This is a genomic window from Puia sp. (assembly GCF_036500295.1).
Taxonomy (GTDB): Bacteria; Bacteroidota; Bacteroidia; order Chitinophagales; family Chitinophagaceae; genus Puia.
Genome location: NZ_DASYCH010000003.1, coordinates 382,881 through 398,073, shown reverse-complemented (window position 1 = coordinate 398,073; position 15,193 = coordinate 382,881). Strand labels below are relative to the sequence as shown.

Annotated in this window: 14 protein-coding genes; 7 read left to right on the top strand and 7 right to left on the bottom strand. The window is 55.8% G+C overall.

Annotated features, from left to right (window positions below; translation table 11 throughout):
* The first annotated feature begins 4 nt into the window (after positions 1–4).
* Positions 5–1,243 (top strand): MFS transporter, encoded by a 1,239-nt coding sequence (locus VGM48_RS02295; protein ID WP_331576092.1) that lies wholly within the window; start codon positions 5–7, stop codon positions 1,241–1,243.
* Positions 1,244–1,268: 25 nt separating this feature from the next.
* Complete coding sequence (locus tag VGM48_RS02290; RefSeq protein ID WP_331576091.1) at positions 1,269–2,177, top strand: MBL fold metallo-hydrolase; 909 nt, start codon at positions 1,269–1,271, stop codon at positions 2,175–2,177.
* Here VGM48_RS02290 and VGM48_RS02285 read toward each other — a convergent pair.
* Positions 2,161–2,655: a YkgJ family cysteine cluster protein gene (locus tag VGM48_RS02285; RefSeq protein WP_331576090.1), complete on the bottom strand. Its 495-nt coding sequence runs from the start codon at positions 2,653–2,655 to the stop codon at positions 2,161–2,163. The two genes, VGM48_RS02290 and VGM48_RS02285, sit on opposite strands and share 17 nt — an antisense overlap.
* An 80-nt stretch (positions 2,656–2,735) precedes the next feature.
* On the opposite strand from VGM48_RS02285, the gene VGM48_RS02280 reads away from it, so the two are divergent.
* The 4 genes from VGM48_RS02280 (at position 2,736) to VGM48_RS02265 (ending at position 8,352) form a co-directional block, all read left to right on the top strand.
* Positions 2,736–3,659 carry a sterol desaturase family protein gene (locus VGM48_RS02280; protein WP_331576089.1) on the top strand — a complete coding sequence of 308 codons (924 nt, stop codon included), beginning with the start codon at positions 2,736–2,738 and terminating at the stop codon, positions 3,657–3,659.
* A 275-nt stretch (positions 3,660–3,934) separates the two neighbouring features.
* The gene (gene gcvP, locus VGM48_RS02275; RefSeq protein ID WP_331576088.1) at positions 3,935–6,865 is read left to right on the top strand and encodes an aminomethyl-transferring glycine dehydrogenase; all 2,931 of its coding nucleotides are present in this window, start codon (positions 3,935–3,937) and stop codon (positions 6,863–6,865) included.
* A gap of 72 nt (positions 6,866–6,937) precedes the next feature.
* Positions 6,938–7,129: a hypothetical protein gene (locus VGM48_RS02270; RefSeq protein ID WP_331576087.1), complete on the top strand. Its 192-nt coding sequence runs from the start codon at positions 6,938–6,940 to the stop codon at positions 7,127–7,129.
* Positions 7,130–7,371: 242 nt separating this feature from the next.
* Positions 7,372–8,352, top strand: coding sequence for an AraC family transcriptional regulator (locus VGM48_RS02265; RefSeq protein ID WP_331576086.1), 981 nt, complete (start codon positions 7,372–7,374; stop codon positions 8,350–8,352).
* A gap of 28 nt (positions 8,353–8,380) precedes the next feature.
* Here the strand turns inward: VGM48_RS02265 and VGM48_RS02260 are convergent, their stop codons facing one another.
* Entirely contained in the window at positions 8,381–9,100 is a 720-nt protein-coding gene (locus tag VGM48_RS02260) for a DUF4397 domain-containing protein (RefSeq protein WP_331576085.1), read from the bottom strand.
* A gap of 154 nt (positions 9,101–9,254) precedes the next feature.
* Positions 9,255–9,767, bottom strand: a complete 513-nt coding sequence (locus VGM48_RS02255) for a DUF4399 domain-containing protein (RefSeq protein WP_331576084.1) — start codon at positions 9,765–9,767, stop codon at positions 9,255–9,257.
* 85 nt (positions 9,768–9,852) lie between these two features.
* On the opposite strand from VGM48_RS02255, the gene VGM48_RS02250 reads away from it, so the two are divergent.
* On the top strand, positions 9,853–10,986 hold the full coding sequence (locus VGM48_RS02250; RefSeq protein ID WP_331576083.1) for a lactonase family protein: 1,134 nt from the start codon (positions 9,853–9,855) through the stop codon (positions 10,984–10,986).
* Positions 10,987–10,992: 6 nt separating this feature from the next.
* Here the strand turns inward: VGM48_RS02250 and VGM48_RS02245 are convergent, their stop codons facing one another.
* The 4 genes from VGM48_RS02245 to VGM48_RS02230 are packed head-to-tail and all read right to left on the bottom strand — an operon-like array spanning position 10,993 to position 15,191.
* Positions 10,993–12,075: a dipeptidase gene (locus tag VGM48_RS02245; RefSeq protein WP_331576082.1), complete on the bottom strand. Its 1,083-nt coding sequence runs from the start codon at positions 12,073–12,075 to the stop codon at positions 10,993–10,995.
* 18 nt (positions 12,076–12,093) lie between these two features.
* Positions 12,094–13,116, bottom strand: coding sequence for a sugar kinase (locus VGM48_RS02240; protein ID WP_331576081.1), 1,023 nt, complete (start codon positions 13,114–13,116; stop codon positions 12,094–12,096).
* 44 nt (positions 13,117–13,160) lie between these two features.
* Positions 13,161–13,631: a RidA family protein gene (locus VGM48_RS02235; RefSeq protein WP_331576080.1), complete on the bottom strand. Its 471-nt coding sequence runs from the start codon at positions 13,629–13,631 to the stop codon at positions 13,161–13,163.
* Between the two features lie 9 nt (positions 13,632–13,640).
* Positions 13,641–15,191 carry a SusD/RagB family nutrient-binding outer membrane lipoprotein gene (locus VGM48_RS02230; RefSeq protein ID WP_331576079.1) on the bottom strand — a complete coding sequence of 517 codons (1,551 nt, stop codon included), beginning with the start codon at positions 15,189–15,191 and terminating at the stop codon, positions 13,641–13,643.
* Positions 15,192–15,193 lie beyond the last annotated feature (2 nt).

The window sequence follows — 15,193 nt, the reverse complement described above, 5'->3', positions numbered from 1 at the left end:
ACGAATGGAGGACCGAAGACTAAACGCCCTGGATGTTCTGCGCATTCCTGAATACAGGAACTTTATCACCGCCCGTTTTTTTTATGTCATGGCCCTGCGAATGGTGACAACCATCGTCGGCTGGCGCATCTACGAGATCACGCATAATCCCCTGGCCATCGGGATCATCGGCCTCTCCGAATTCCTTCCCGCCTTCGGCCTGGCGCTGTACGCAGGCCATGTCATCGACAAAAGCGATAAACGCGCCCTGCTGCTCCGAACCACTGCGTTCTATCTGCTTTGCGTCGCCGGTCTGCTGGCGCTTTCCTTCGGCCCGTTCGTCGCTTCTCTCCGGAGTCACTGGGTCCAGTGGCTGACCTATATGATCATTTTCTGCACGGGTGTGATCCGCGCGTTTGCCGGTCCCGCGCTCCAGGCGATCGTCGCCCAGATCGTACCAAAGGAAAAACTCGCCAATGCGGTCACCGTCAACACCAGCGCCTTTCTTTTTGCCTCGGTGCTCGGGCATGCCACCGCGGGATTCCTCATCGCCCATACCAGCTACCTCATCTGCTTCAGCGTCGTCGGCTGCTATGCCGTTATAGCCTGGTTCCTTTTATTCAGCCTCTCACCAAAACAGATCATGGTGGCCAGAGAAACAAAAACCTGGGACAGCATAAAAGAGGGGATCCGCTTCGTCTTTCACACCAAAGAGGTGCTTGGGGCCCTGGCGCTCGACCTCTTCGCCGTTCTTTTCGGAGGCGCGGTAGCAATGATCCCGGTCTATGCCCGCGATATCCTCAAGATAGGTCCCATCGGCTTCGGCTGGCTCAACGCGGCAGACGATATCGGGTCCATTTGTATGATGATCGCCATGACCCTCTGGCCGCTTCGCCGCAGACAGGGTTACATTCTCCTGTATGCTGTATTCGGGTTTGGCCTATGCATCATCGTGTTTGGACTGTCAAAAGCCTATCTGATCTCCTTCCTGGCCCTTTTGTGCGCCGGCATGCTGGACGGCATCAGCGTCGTCGTCCGGGGCACCATCGTACAGGTGAAAACCCCCGACGACATGCGCGGCCGGGTATCCTCGGTGAATTCCATGTTCATCAATTCGAGCAACGAGCTGGGACAGTTTGAAAGCGGCGTGATGGCGCGGCTGCTGGGCGTGGTGCCTTCGGTCGTCTTTGGCGGCTGTATGACCATCCTCGTCGTGGTCACTACCTGGTTCAAAGCGCCAAGCCTCAGGAAAATGGAATATTGATTATCTTTAGCGAAACTGCCTGCATATGAGACGTCGCAACTTCCTGGCTCAATCCTCGCTTGCGCTGGGAGCGCTATCCCTCCCCGGTCAGCAATTACTCGCCTCCATGGCTGGCCGCCGGCAAGACCCCTGGAAAATACGTCCGCTCCGCAATGATGTCGGGATCTTCTACGAACGCGGAGGCACCATCGCGTGGCTGCTTTCCCCCGAGGGGATCGTAGTGGTGGATGCGGAATTTCCCGACCAGGCGGGTCACCTTATCGGCCAACTGAAGAAACAATCGGCGAAGCCCTTCGAGATGCTGATCAACACCCATCACCACGGCGACCACACCGCGGGCAATATCGCCTTCAAAGGCATCGTCGGGCATGTCGCCGCTCACGCCAACTCCCTCGCCAACCAGCAACGGGTCGCCGTAACCCGGAAGAACGAAGACAAACAGCTATACCCGGATATCACCTATGCCGACAGCTGGGACTACAAGATCGGCAAGGAAAGGATCCGCACCGCCTGGTTCGGCCCCGCCCACACCAACGGCGACAGCATCGTCCATTTCGAGCACGCCAACATCGCCCACATGGGCGACCTGATGTTCAACCGCAACTACGCTTTTATCGACAACAGCGCCGGCGCCTCTGTCGGCAACTGGGTCGTGGTCCTCGACAAGGCGCTGTCCAAATATGATAACGATACCTTATTTGTGTTTGGACATGCCTTCGACCCCGATAAAGTCACGGGTAACAAGGACGACCTGCGCGCCATGAAGGATTATCTCTCGCGGATGCTGGACTTTGTCAACGGCTGGATCAGGGCCGGAAAGTCCAAAGACGATCTGGTAAAAGAAAAAGCCATTCCCGGAGTCACCGAATGGCAGGGCGATGGTCTGGCAAATGGTCTCGGCGCCACCTACGACGAGATCACGGCAGGGAAGTGATCAGCCGCTCCAAAACAAAATAAACGATCGGGCAAAAACTGGAATTTTTTTGCGTGAGCGCCGGCCGGCGGACAAAGACGTCCTCATCGGTGTACGGAAAGCGTTCGCAGTCGGAAGGTCGCACCTCGTAGATGCCGCAATAGTTGTCCGCGCCAAGAAAGGGACAGGGCGTCGACCGGACAACATAATCCCCGTCCTCGTCCAGCCGCAGATAACGCTCGATCAGTTCGCTTTCCTTTATTTTCAGATGCCTGGCGATGCGTTTGATATCCGGGGTCTTGAACCGCGGTGAATAATTTTTGCAGCAATTGGCGCATTGCAGACAATCGATCCGCTGAAAGGCTTCCTCATGCAGTTCGGGCAGCCGCTGCAACACCTGGTTGCGCACAGCCGGCTTCCCCGCTTTTTCGAGCAGCCGTTTGTATTCCTTCTGGCGATCTTTCGATTTTTTCTCCCAGTTATTCAATAAATCGCTCATGTATAGAGTTTTGCACGTACTTAACAACATCCTTACAATACACAGCTGCAAAGGTGCGTTATTTGCACTAATTTTAGAACGTGGAAAACCTTCGGGAACAAATACTCATTCTGGTAAGTACGCCGATATATCTCGTGATCATCGGTCTCGAGCTCCTGCTCACCAATTATCGCCATCGGAAAGCATACACCTGGAAAGATACCCTTTCCAACCTCTACCTGATGCTGCTCAATGGCGCCATCGATCTGCTTTTCCGCAGCATCTACCTCGTAGTCCTGCAATTTGCCTATCAGCACCACTGGATGTCCATCAGCAATGTCTTCTCATACTGGCTATTGCTCCTGCTGGCCGAGGACTTCCTCTATTACTGGCTGCACCGCTGGGATCATGAGATCCGGTTCTTTTGGGCGGTGCATGTGACGCATCACTCGTCCGAACAGATGAATTTTACGGTCGGTTTCCGGTCTTCCGTATTCCAGCCACTTTACCGTTTTGTTTATTTCATCCCCCTTGCCCTGCTGGGTTTCAAGCCGTTGGACATCGTGTTCATGTATTCGGCCACTCAGATCTGGGGCATCTTCGTCCATACCGAGCTGATCGGCAAGATGGGCTGGCTGGAATATATCCTCGTCACTCCATCCCACCACCGGGTACATCATGCCTCCAATCCCCGGTATCTCGATAAGAACATGGGCATGTTCCTGATCATCTGGGACCAGCTGTTCGGCACCTTCCAACCCGAACTGGCCCCGGAAGAATACCAGCCCACCCGCTATGGCCTCACCAAGCCGGCCGAAAAGACCGATCCCGCAGGGATAATCTTCCATGAATGGCAGGCCATCGGCAAGGACCTCGCCAGGGAGGATATCGGCTGGAAGGAAAAATGGCAATATCTCTTCGGCCCTCCCGGTTGGAGCCATGACGGAAGCCGGCAGACAAGCGAGCAAATACGCGAGACGGAAGCCATTGAAAATCTGGAATTTAGGACCGATCCTCAATTTTAATTTCCTTTTAATATATTCTGCTCTGCTTTTAATGGTTAGCGGGGTACTTTTGTTGTGCAATTCATTCATGCCTACGCACGAATAGTTTAGCATTCAATTTTTAGGGTTTAGGGGTTTTTAAGAAAAATGGCCAGTCCCAATTTGTCAAAGTAGGGACGGCCATTTTTCATTTATTCACCTCTTCCCCACCGCTCGCCAATTTGCAATGAATTATCCTTGCATCGTTGTACCTTTGCGCATTGTTTTCAAAAAGCTAAAAAAGGTCAACCTCTTATATGAATCTATTCGAACAGCAAGCGAATGAATTTGCCGGGCGCCATATTGGCCCCAACGAAAAAGAAACCTCTGGAATGCTGAAAACCATTGGGATAGGCTCCCTGGACGAACTCATCGACCGGACCATCCCGGCCTCGATCCGCAGCAGGAAACCCCTCGATCTCCCCGGCGCCATCAGCGAATACGATTATCTCAGAACCCTGCGGCAGATCGCCAGCCTCAACAAAGTTTACAAATCCTATATCGGTCAGGGCTACTATGGTACCATCGTACCCAGCGTGATCCTTCGCAACGTCTTCGAGAATCCGGGCTGGTATACCCAGTACACCCCCTATCAGGCAGAGATCTCCCAGGGCCGCCTCGAGAGCCTGCTGAATTTCCAGACCATGGTCTCCGATCTGACCGCCCTGCCCCTTGCAAACGCTTCGCTGCTCGATGAAGGCACCGCGGCCGCGGAAGCCATGACCATGTTCTTTAACCTGAAGAACAGGGATCACGATCACGTCACCACCCCCAAATTCTTTGTCGACAGCAACATCTTCGCCCAGACGAAGGACCTGCTCCTCACCCGGGCACAGCCCATTGGGATCGAGCTGGTCGTCGGCGATTTCCGGAAGGCCGCTATCGATTCTTCCTATTTCGGCGCCATCGTTCAATACCCGGCCAGCGATGGTTCAATACCCGATTATCGCGCATTCATCCAACAGGTGCACGGCGCCGGCGCCTTCGTGGTCATGGCCACCGATCTTCTCGCCCTCACACTGCTGACCCCGCCGGGAGAACTGGGTGCGGACGTAGCCGTAGGCTCTTCTCAGCGTTTTGGCGTTCCGATGGGTTTTGGCGGGCCGCATGCCGCTTTCTTCACGGCGAAAGACGATTTTAAACGCAGCATCCCGGGCCGGATAATCGGCGTAAGCATCGACGCCCAGGGCAACCGCGCCCTGCGGATGGCGCTGCAGACCCGCGAACAGCATATCAAACGCGAAAAAGCCACCTCCAATATTTGCACGGCGCAGGCGCTGCTGGCCAACATGTCGGCCATGTATGCGGTCTACCATGGCGCGGAAGGTCTCACGGCCATCGCCAAACGCGTAAGCCTGCTGACCCGCACCCTCGCCGCCGAACTGGAGGCGATGGGCTTTACCAACCTGAATACATCCTACTTCGATACCCTCCATTTCAAAGTAAAAGATCCCATCGCCCTGCGCGACGCCGCGGATGCGCATGGCATCAATTTCTTCTATTCACCCGCGGGAACAGTCAGTATCACCCTCGACGAAACGACCACCCAGGAAGACGTCATCAATATCCTTTCGGTGTTCGGCCAGCTGACGGGTACGTCGCTTGTGTCGGCAACCTTCGACGTCGATGACCGGCTCTCCAATATCCCCTCCGCGGTTACCCGGGTATCGGAATTTCTGACCCATCCGGTATTCAACACCTATCACTCCGAAACAAAGATGATGCGTTATCTGCGGAGTCTCGAGAATAAAGACCTTTCGCTCAACACCTCCATGATCTCCCTCGGGTCCTGTACGATGAAGCTCAACGCGGCCTCCGAACTCATCCCCGTCAGCTGGCCGGAGTTTGGCGGTTTGCATCCGTTTGCGCCCGCTGATCAATGGAAAGGCTACCGGCAGATCCTGACCGAACTCGAACAATGGCTCAGCGAGATCACCGGTTTTGCGGCCACCTCGCTGCAACCGAACAGCGGCGCCAACGGCGAATATGCCGGTCTGCTGACGATTCGCGCCTATCATAACGCCAATAAGGGATCGCACCGCGACGTTATGCTGATCCCCATCTCCGCCCACGGCACCAACCCAGCAAGCGCGATCATGGCCGGCATGAAGGTCGTCGTGGTAAAAAGCGATGACGAAGGACATATCGATGTCACCGACCTGAAAGAGAAAGCGGCACAATACAAGGATACACTCGCCGGGCTGATGGTTACCTATCCTTCCACCCATGGCGTGTTTGAAGAAAGCATCAGGGATATCTGCAAGACGATCCATGACAATGGCGGTCTCGTCTATATGGACGGCGCCAACATGAACGCCCAGGTCGGCCTCACCAGCCCCGGACACATCGGCGCCGATGTTTGTCACCTCAACCTGCATAAGACCTTTGCCATTCCTCATGGCGGCGGCGGCCCGGGCATGGGTCCCATCTGCGTCACCGCAAAACTGAAACCCTATCTCCCGGCGCATGTGCACGGCACCGACGCTGAACGCCGCGCAGCGGGCAACGGCCAGGCAGTAACCGGCGCCTCGGGCCATGCCGTATCGGCCGCACCTTTTGGAAGCGCCAGCATCCTGCTGATCAGCTATGCCTATATCAAGATGCTCGGAGCGGAAGGCGTCACCAATGCCACACGATACGCCATCCTCAACGCCAACTATATGAAGGCAAGGCTCGAAAAATATTACAAGATCCTCTACAGCGGAGCCAACGGAACCTGCGCCCATGAGTTCATCGTCGACCTGCGTCCCTTCAAGGCCAGCGCCGGCGTCGAAGCCGAAGATGTGGCCAAACGCCTGATGGACTACGGCTTCCACGCCCCTACCCTCAGCTTCCCCGTCCCCGGTACGATCATGATCGAACCGACGGAAAGCGAGGACAAGGCCGAGCTCGATCGCTTCTGCGACGCCCTGATCGGCATCTATGAAGAGATTCGCGCCATCGAAGAAGGAAAGTCCGACAAGACCGACAACGCACTGAAGAATGCCCCGCATACACAACAGGTCATCATCGCCGAGGAATGGAAACATGCCTACACCCGGAACCAGGCCGCCTTCCCGCTGCCGTATGTCCGCGAGAACAAGTTCTGGCCCAGCGTCGCCCGCGTGAACAACACGCACGGTGACCGCAACCTGATCTGCACCTGCGAACCGGTGAGCTCTTACGCGGAAGAAGCAATAGCAAATTAATAACAATAAAGAGGGCCGGCAGACGCCGGCCCTCTTTATTTATGCGCTAATTTGAGGGGTAAAATTCCTCCCATGTTCGCTGCTTCTCCAACCGGGAAAGGGTGGCTCAATAGCGGATTCACGATGCAATACAACGTCACCAATGATGACAAGGATCTCTATGTCTGTGTCTCTTCCGGCGACGAAGCCGCGCAGTTGCGTATGCTGCGGTCGGGCATGACCCTCTATTTCGATCCCAAAGGCGAAAAGAGATCATCCCGCTAAAGAATATCCTGGGTCCCGACTGGGCCTCCAAAGCCGGTAAAAAGAATTTCAGCGTTGGAGTATTCATCGACGCTACACCCGGAGCAGGGGGCGGGGGCGGCGGAGGTGGCCCCCGGCCAGGAATGGGGATGCGCGGCATGCCTTCCGGCTGGTAACCAAATAACTGTGATTCTGTCCTGCAGAAAATCCGCATCCCGGATTTTCTCGTACCTAAGTGGGAATTATTAGTTCCGTGCTTATCTATGCGAAATTTGATCGTCAGGGACGACCACCTCGAATCGGGCTTTATCGCCCTATCCAAACAGCTGCCTGTTCCGGTGATCCAACATACGCTTCAATTGCCCCGGCAGGAGGGCGAAGGCGTCATCCGGGGACTTTCCCTGGAGGAAGGACTTTTTGTCCGCTATGCCCATTTTTCCTACCATGACGATCTGGAGATCATCCGGCTTCCCCGTCAACCGGATAGCGAGACCATCATTTCTCTCGGCTTCCTCCTGCTGCCCGAAACGCTGAAGCTCACGCTGCCCGATCAGCAATCCGTTCTTTCCCTCGAAGCCAATAGCCTCTACCTTTCCTCCAACAACGCGAGGTTCTCCGTCCGCCTCCCAAAGGACACGCTCACCCATTCCATTATGCTGCTGATGACCCAGGAATGGTTACAGGAAAATCTCGCCGGAATGGAAGAACGCATACATGCCATTGAGCAGTTTCTGATAGATTCCCCGCATTCCGTGATCACCGATAAACTCCGCTCCGCTGACGAACGGCTGCTGAAGGAGATTGTCGCCTGCCTGGACGAACCCCGGATAAACCTGCTCTCGCTACGCGCCCGAATGCTGCTCCTGCTTTCCGGCACCATCAACCGGTGGCCAACCGCCGACCCCCACCGCCCGGCGATGCTGAAAACCTGGCACGTCCAAACCATCCGCCAGGTAGAAGAACGCCTCCTCCAAAGTCTTGAAGACATGCTTCCCTCACAAAAACAATTGGCGCGGGAGTTCGCCCTCAGCGAATCCACCCTCAAACGGCATTTCAAAGCCGTCTATGGCAAGACCATGTACGAGTACTACCTGGAAAAGAAAATGGAACTGGCCAAGCGGCTACTCCTGGAGAAAAAGATCACCGTCACGGAAACAGCCTACCGGCTGGGCTACGAAAAGGTCAGCGCCTTTATCAGCATGTTCAAGAAAATACATAAGATACTCCCCGGATCATTGAAATAATCCGCGGGGCCTCATCCTCTACCTTAAATTAATACTGGGCCTGGAAAACATTGATGGATAGATTGTTCTGTGCCTTTGTACCCGTCACCCAGATGGTGAAGGGATTCCCGGACATCATATTGATCCCGGGGGATTGCACGATCAGGCTATCGGTCCTGGCGTCCTTCACGGCAACGACATAAGAGCCCGGCTGGATCGGCTGAAAGGCATTCAGTCCGCTGGAAATGGCATTGTCGGCCGAGGTCCGGTTGAATTCCATCTTCGTTCCATTAAAATAGACATTTACGGCCGGAAGATCCGGCGCCAGATGGAAGAACCGGTAGTAGGAACTACCACTGTTGGCGACGCCGCTGTAGTCGTCGAAGATCTTCATCGCATGCGCAGCCTTATTCGCGTCATTATAAAGCAGCAGCGTATAGAAATTAAGCGTATCATAGCTGGAAGCCCCCAGTTGGTCGAACAGGCTGTCAACCCCTGCCTTTTTGAATTTTACCGCATAGGACCCTGGACGGATAGTGCCGTATTTAGGTGAAAAGGCCCCAGTACTGATTCCGGTGGATTGGGTGATCAGGGTGTCATTAAGGTAAACGGTGGATGCCCCGGCGTAGGGGGCGGCATGGATCAGCGAAAGGTACGTAACCGCACTCACGGTCGTCGAGGAACCGGCTTTCGAACACCCGGTCCAGGCAAATGCTAAAACAGCTAAACAAAGGATAGAACAACCCGGAATTTTCAAACTCTTTCTCATTGATTTCATTTTTTTGAGGCTGTGACTCAAGCTATAAGGAGATTTCTCCTCCATGACAACACTTACGGCTTTTTCGTTGCGCGGGTTGTCTGTTGGGGAAAAAGGGAGCCCCCCGGCGCTGCCGGGGGGCTCAGATGCCCGGAGGGACTTTATCTTACTTTACAGTGACGTTTATCGTCGTTGCCAGCTTGCCGCCATAGCTCCGGTGGATGCCGTCGGCAAATTGCAGGGTCAGCACATGCTTTCCGGGAGCCAGTTTCACTTCGGTGGCGGATTGAGCATTGCCAAAATGCAGATGTGTGGCGTCCTTCGGCACGACCTGGCCGGCGGGAATCGAGTCACCCGCATCGATCAACAGATGATGATGACCGCTGCCGGAAACGATCGCTCCGGCCGTATCCAGTTTCAGCCCTTCGATCCCCATCTCGATCTTTAGAGGCGAGGCAACTGTCTGACCGTTCTTGAGGTTCTTGAAGAAAACCTTTGCTCCTGCAGGAACTGCGGGTAAGGGTGGGACGGCCTGGGTCGAATCGGTGTGGGCCATCACCATCCCGGTGTCAGTAGCTGATTTGGCCGTGTCCGTACCCGCCGCTGCCTTGTTGTCCGCATTGTTGCAGGCAACCATTCCGATGAGCAACGCAGCGGGAAGAAAATGAATCTTGCGCATGATGTAAATAGTTTTATCATTAAAAGTACGCAATCTGGCTTATCTTCGGTTGAAACATTTCGCTAACAAAATCAATAGCTACCGGATGCGTTTCCTTATCACAACCACCCTCCTGCTGCTGTCCTTCGCAGGTTTTTCGCAGCAATACTATCTTTTTGTCGGCACCTACACCGAAGGCCCCGCGGCCGCCGGTAGCAAAGGGATCTACGTCTATACCTTCAATGCAGCCACAGGCGAGGCCAAACCGGTCAGCACCATGGCCACGACCAACCCTTCTTACCTGGCTGTCGCGCCCGGCGGAAAATTCGTCTATGCCGTCGGCGAGACCCATGGAGCAACACCGGGCAGCGTAAGCGCTTTTTCTTTTGATAAGAAGACCGGAAAGCTGGCCTTTATCGACAAACAGTCAAGCGGCGGCGCCGATCCCTGCTATGTTTCCGTCGATGCTTCCCGCAAATGGGCGGTGGTTGCCAACTATAGCGGCGGGAATTTCTCCGCGCTGCCCATCACAGCCAACGGATCTCTCGAGCCCGCGGCCCAGACCTTTCAACACACCGGCAGCGGCGCTAACAAAGGCCGGCAGGAGAAAGCCCATGTCCATTCCACCATCCTCTCGCCCGATGAAAAATATCTCGTCGTTTGCGACCTCGGAACCGACAAGCTCTCCGTACTGCGCTTCAACGCCGCCTCCGCCAGGCAACCGCTTAACCCCGCCACCGACTCCGTCGTCAGCCTTCGACCCGGCGTTGGTCCCCGGCATACCGCCTTCCATCCCACCAAACCCTATGCGTATGTCATCGAAGAGTTGACAGGGACGGTGGATGCCTTTCATTACAGCAACGGCAAGCTCACTCCCATTCAGCATATCTCCTCCCTCCCTGATGGATTCAAGGGTGATATCGGCAGCGCCGACATCCACATATCCCCCAACGGAAAATTCCTTTATGCTTCCAATCGTGGCGATGCCAACAGCATCGTTATCTATGCTATCGATCCCGCGACGGGGAAGCTGACCGTAAAAGGATTTCAATCCACGATGGGAAAATGGCCCCGCAATTTCATGATCGACCCCACGGGTCACTGGCTGCTGGCGGCCAACCAGGCCGGTAAGAATGTGGTCATCTTTAAGATCGATCCAACGACCGGCATGCTGTCACCCACCGGTAAGCAGCTCGAGATCCCCGCCCCGGTTTGTCTGAAGATGACTCCGGTACAGTAGGGCTGTTTATTTCCAGGCATTGCGCAGGAAGCGAAGCCAGTTGCCATGGAGGATGTTCTCAATATCTTCCCGGCTGTATCCCCTTCTGATGAAGAGATCGGGTAGTTTTTGCAGATCGGCAATAGTTTCCAGGTCATAGGGACACTGCTCCTTCCCAAACGCGCCGTCGAGATCGGTTCCGATGCCGACATGCCAGGTGTTCCCTGCCAACTGGCAGATACGATCGACATGATCGATCAGCTTCTCCAGATTGCAGCCCGTGCCCTCAGGCGTAGAAGTCCCCCTCACCCAACCGGGGACCATCATCCACGCATCGAGCGCGCCGCCGATGACCGCACCTTTGGCGATCAGCGTCCGGATCATCTCATCACTGAATTGCCGGTTGTGATCCACCAGCGCGCGGCAGTTGTTATGGCTTGCCCAGATATTCCCGTTAAACAGGTCCATCGCATCCCAGAACGCATCGTCGCACAGATGCGTGGCATCGAGGATGATCCCCAATCGTTCCATCTCCCGCAGCAGTATCTTCCCCTCCGCGTTAAGACCGCCGGTGCTGTCCGTGCCGTTGGCATACCTGCCTGGACCATAGTGCGCCGGCCCTACCGCCCTGAGCCCATATTCATAGGCCCGCTGCAGATAGTCGGGCGTGACGATCGAATCGGCGCCCTCGAGACTCAGGATATAGCCGACAGGCCGGCGGTCTTCCCCGCCTTGCGGCTCACGCTCTTCCATCCACGCCGCTGCCTGCTTTTCGAGCGACGCACGGTCTTTGACCATCACCATTTCACCGGCAGCTTCCATCGCCTTGTACCAGGCGAGCTGTCCCTGGGTCTGGGCCCAGGCCTGCCAGGGTGAATGCCATCCGGAGAGCGAGTTGCCGGGCCCGACAAAACGGGCAATCTGCGTGGCAACGACCAGGCCGATGCCGCCCCTGCGAAGCTCGGGTAGTGAAACCGTTCCCTTCCCCCGGTCGGGCTTGTCGGTAAGCCCTGCCTCCCGCCGGCGAATATCGGTTACCGGCAGCCGCAGATCGCGGTTCCACTCCATCGCATTCATGCTGAGGTCCAAATGTGCGTCGATAATAAACATAAAATGGGATTCCGAATATCAACGGATGATACGGCCCGTCGAACCGTGTAAGATAAATTGCTCCACCTCCGTGGGTGTGATAAGCGCCCAGTCCCCTTCGATGCTTTGCTTCAGGGCCCCACAGGCCGCGGCATGCTCGATGATCAGCTGCGGGGAAAGCCCGCGCATCAGTCCATATAACATTCCCGCCGTGAAGGCATCGCCGCTGCCGATCTGATCGGTGATAAACGGCAGTTCATGACGGGTGGAGAAATAACACTCGCCTTTGTATAAAAGCGCGCCGAAATAGCCATGCTGGATGCCGTGAGGCGTGCGAAAGCTCATCCCCAGCACCTCCAGCCCCGGGATCTTTTCCCGTAGCGCCGCGCTGCATACCCCGAACCGGTCCTCGAAGGAGGCCGCCGGGTCCGTCTCTATTCCAAAATAGACAGCCGCCGAATCAAGATCGGCTACCGCCACGCTGCTGTGCTGTAAAAGCCCGGGCATGACCTCACGGGGATGCTTACCGTATTTCCAGAGGGTGGTCCGGTAGTTGAAATCGGCAGAGATGCGCAACCCCTTCTTCCGTGCGATGGTCAGCGCCTCGGCAGTGGCATCGGCCGCGGATTGGGACACCGCCGCGGCGATCCCGCTCCAATGGAACCAGGATGCCCCGTCGAGACAGACATCCCAGTTGACAACCCCGGGCCCTGTCCTGGCATAGGAAGAACCGTCCCGGTCATAGATGACCCGGGTGGGCCGGATGCCGTTGCCCTGCTCGGTGAAATAAACGCCGAGCTTCTCTCCCCGGTAGACGATGTGATCCGTCGCCACCCCCTGTCCCTGCAGCTGCCGCACCCCCGTCCTGGCAATATCATTGTCCGGAAGGATGGTGACATAATCCACCCCTACCCCCAGACGGGATAACAGTACACAGGCGTTGGCCTCGGCCCCCGCATAATAGGCATCATAGCCGTCGGTTTGCGCGAATCGCCTGTCCTGGCGGGCATGAAGCCGCAACATCAGTTCGCCAAAGGCAACGAGTTCGATCTTGTTTTTCACTACTCAAACCTACACAATAATTTTTGGTCGCCCCACAAAAAATGTCAATGTAACATGAACACCGCCTCTATCTCCACCGGGATATTGTCGGGCAACGATCCGAACCCTACGGCGCTGCGCACTCCGATCCCATGATCCTTCCCCCACACCGAAGCAAACAACTCGCTGCACCCATTGATCACATAGGGATGCCGCTCGAACTCCGGCGTACAGTTGACCATTCCAAAGACCTTCAACACCCGCCTTATCCTGTCCAGACTCCCGAGATGCGTGACGATCGTGGAAAGCATCGTGAGCCCAACCTGACGGGCCGCAAGTTTTCCCTGTTCCATATCCAGTTCGCGGCCGATACGGCCGATGATCAGACTGCGGTCGCTTTGAACAGGTCCATGACCGGAGAGATAGAGGGTTTTGCCTTCGATAAGGTAGGGCTTGTACACCCCCACGGGAGCGGGCGCCGGCGGCAGGCTCAGCCCCAGCCGGCTTATCTGTTCTGCTGTGGTTTTGTTTTCCATGGGATCCGATTATTGTTTGTCCCACCAGATCCTCGTCATGAGATTATCCGGTCCCTGCCGGCTGACAGCGGCATTGTAGTTGTCCGTATTCAGATTCTGTTCGGAAATAGGATATTCAAATCTTCTGAATATCTGTCCGCCCGTAGCATTCGTCGGGTAGTTGTTAGGCACCAGGGCCGGGTATCCCGTGCGTCGCCAGTTGTTGTATACCTCATCCGCATTCGGGAAGATGCTCACCCAGAATTGGGTGTAGATCTGCTTCAACTGCTGATCGAGCGTTCCCGGCACCAGCACGTTGTTGGCGATATAGGCATTGATCGCGGCCGGATCGATGGTCCCCGCACTGCCGGCAATAATGGACCAGTGCCGCATGGCCGCCTGGATACCCAGGGTGTAAAGGGATGCCGCGGTGGCGCCGCTATACCAGCCGCGCAAGGCCGCTTCGGTCATGAGGAAATAGGATTCTGCCGCCGTGAAAAGAAGTTTCGGCGAGCCCAGCCCAAGCACAGTCGCGGGATTGGGTTCGCTGTAGGTGACGAAATCGGCCGGCAGCTTGTTGGGAATGTTGGACGCCATCCCCTTTTGCTTGGAAGCCGTCGTATCCGGCTTTCCGTTGACCCAGACCACGGAGATGATCGGCAGCCGGGGATCGTTGGTGGATTGCAGATAACTGATCCAGGAGGCCTGGTATTTCCCGCCCTCAGTATTCTTCTGCCCATCCTGTGCGATATAGTCGCTGTTCCAAAGATTCAGGATCTGCGGGTTCTTGTTGATGTCCTGTCCCGTCGGGATATAGCTCATCTTGGCAATATCTGCATCCTGGGTGATGACACCACCCGCGAGTGCCTTTGTCACCCAGCTCTGTGCCGCGGCAATATCCACCTTCGTCAGCCGCATCCCCATCCGCAACATCAGCGAATACGCAAACTTCTTCCACTGGACCGGGTTGCCGCCATAGAGGAGATCGGCCGATCCATACGAACTCTTGGTGGCGTCGAGGCCTTGCGCAGCAGCATCCAGCTCGGCAAGCAGACTCGGATAGATGGCCGACTGCTGGTCATAGGAAGGCTTATAAACCGCGGAGTCATATCCAAGACCGGCATCGGAGTAAGGGATGTCCCCATACAGATCGGTCAGGCGCATATAGCAATAGGCCCGCCAGATCCTCGCGATGGACAGCAGGTTGATCCTGGAGGCATCCGATCTCACCGCCTTCATGACGATGTTCAGCTGGTTGATCTCGTCCGGATAAGCGGCGCTGAACGAAGAAGCCGTCGCCTGCACCTGGCTTTGAATGTATTTGGACCCAAAACCGGCTACGTCGTTATAGCTGGTGGTATACTGCATGGTCCCCAGCAGCAGATCGGAAGAGCTGGCGCCATAGTGACCACCGGCGCCGGCGCCGTAATATTCGGCCAGGGTGAAGACATATTGCGGAGTCGGCGCGCTTACCGCATCCGGGTTCGTGTTCAGCTGCTTGTAACCTTTGTCGCAGGACGACAACACAATTGCGGCCGTCATTGCCAAAAGGATCCCTTTATTGATATTTTGCATTTTCATTA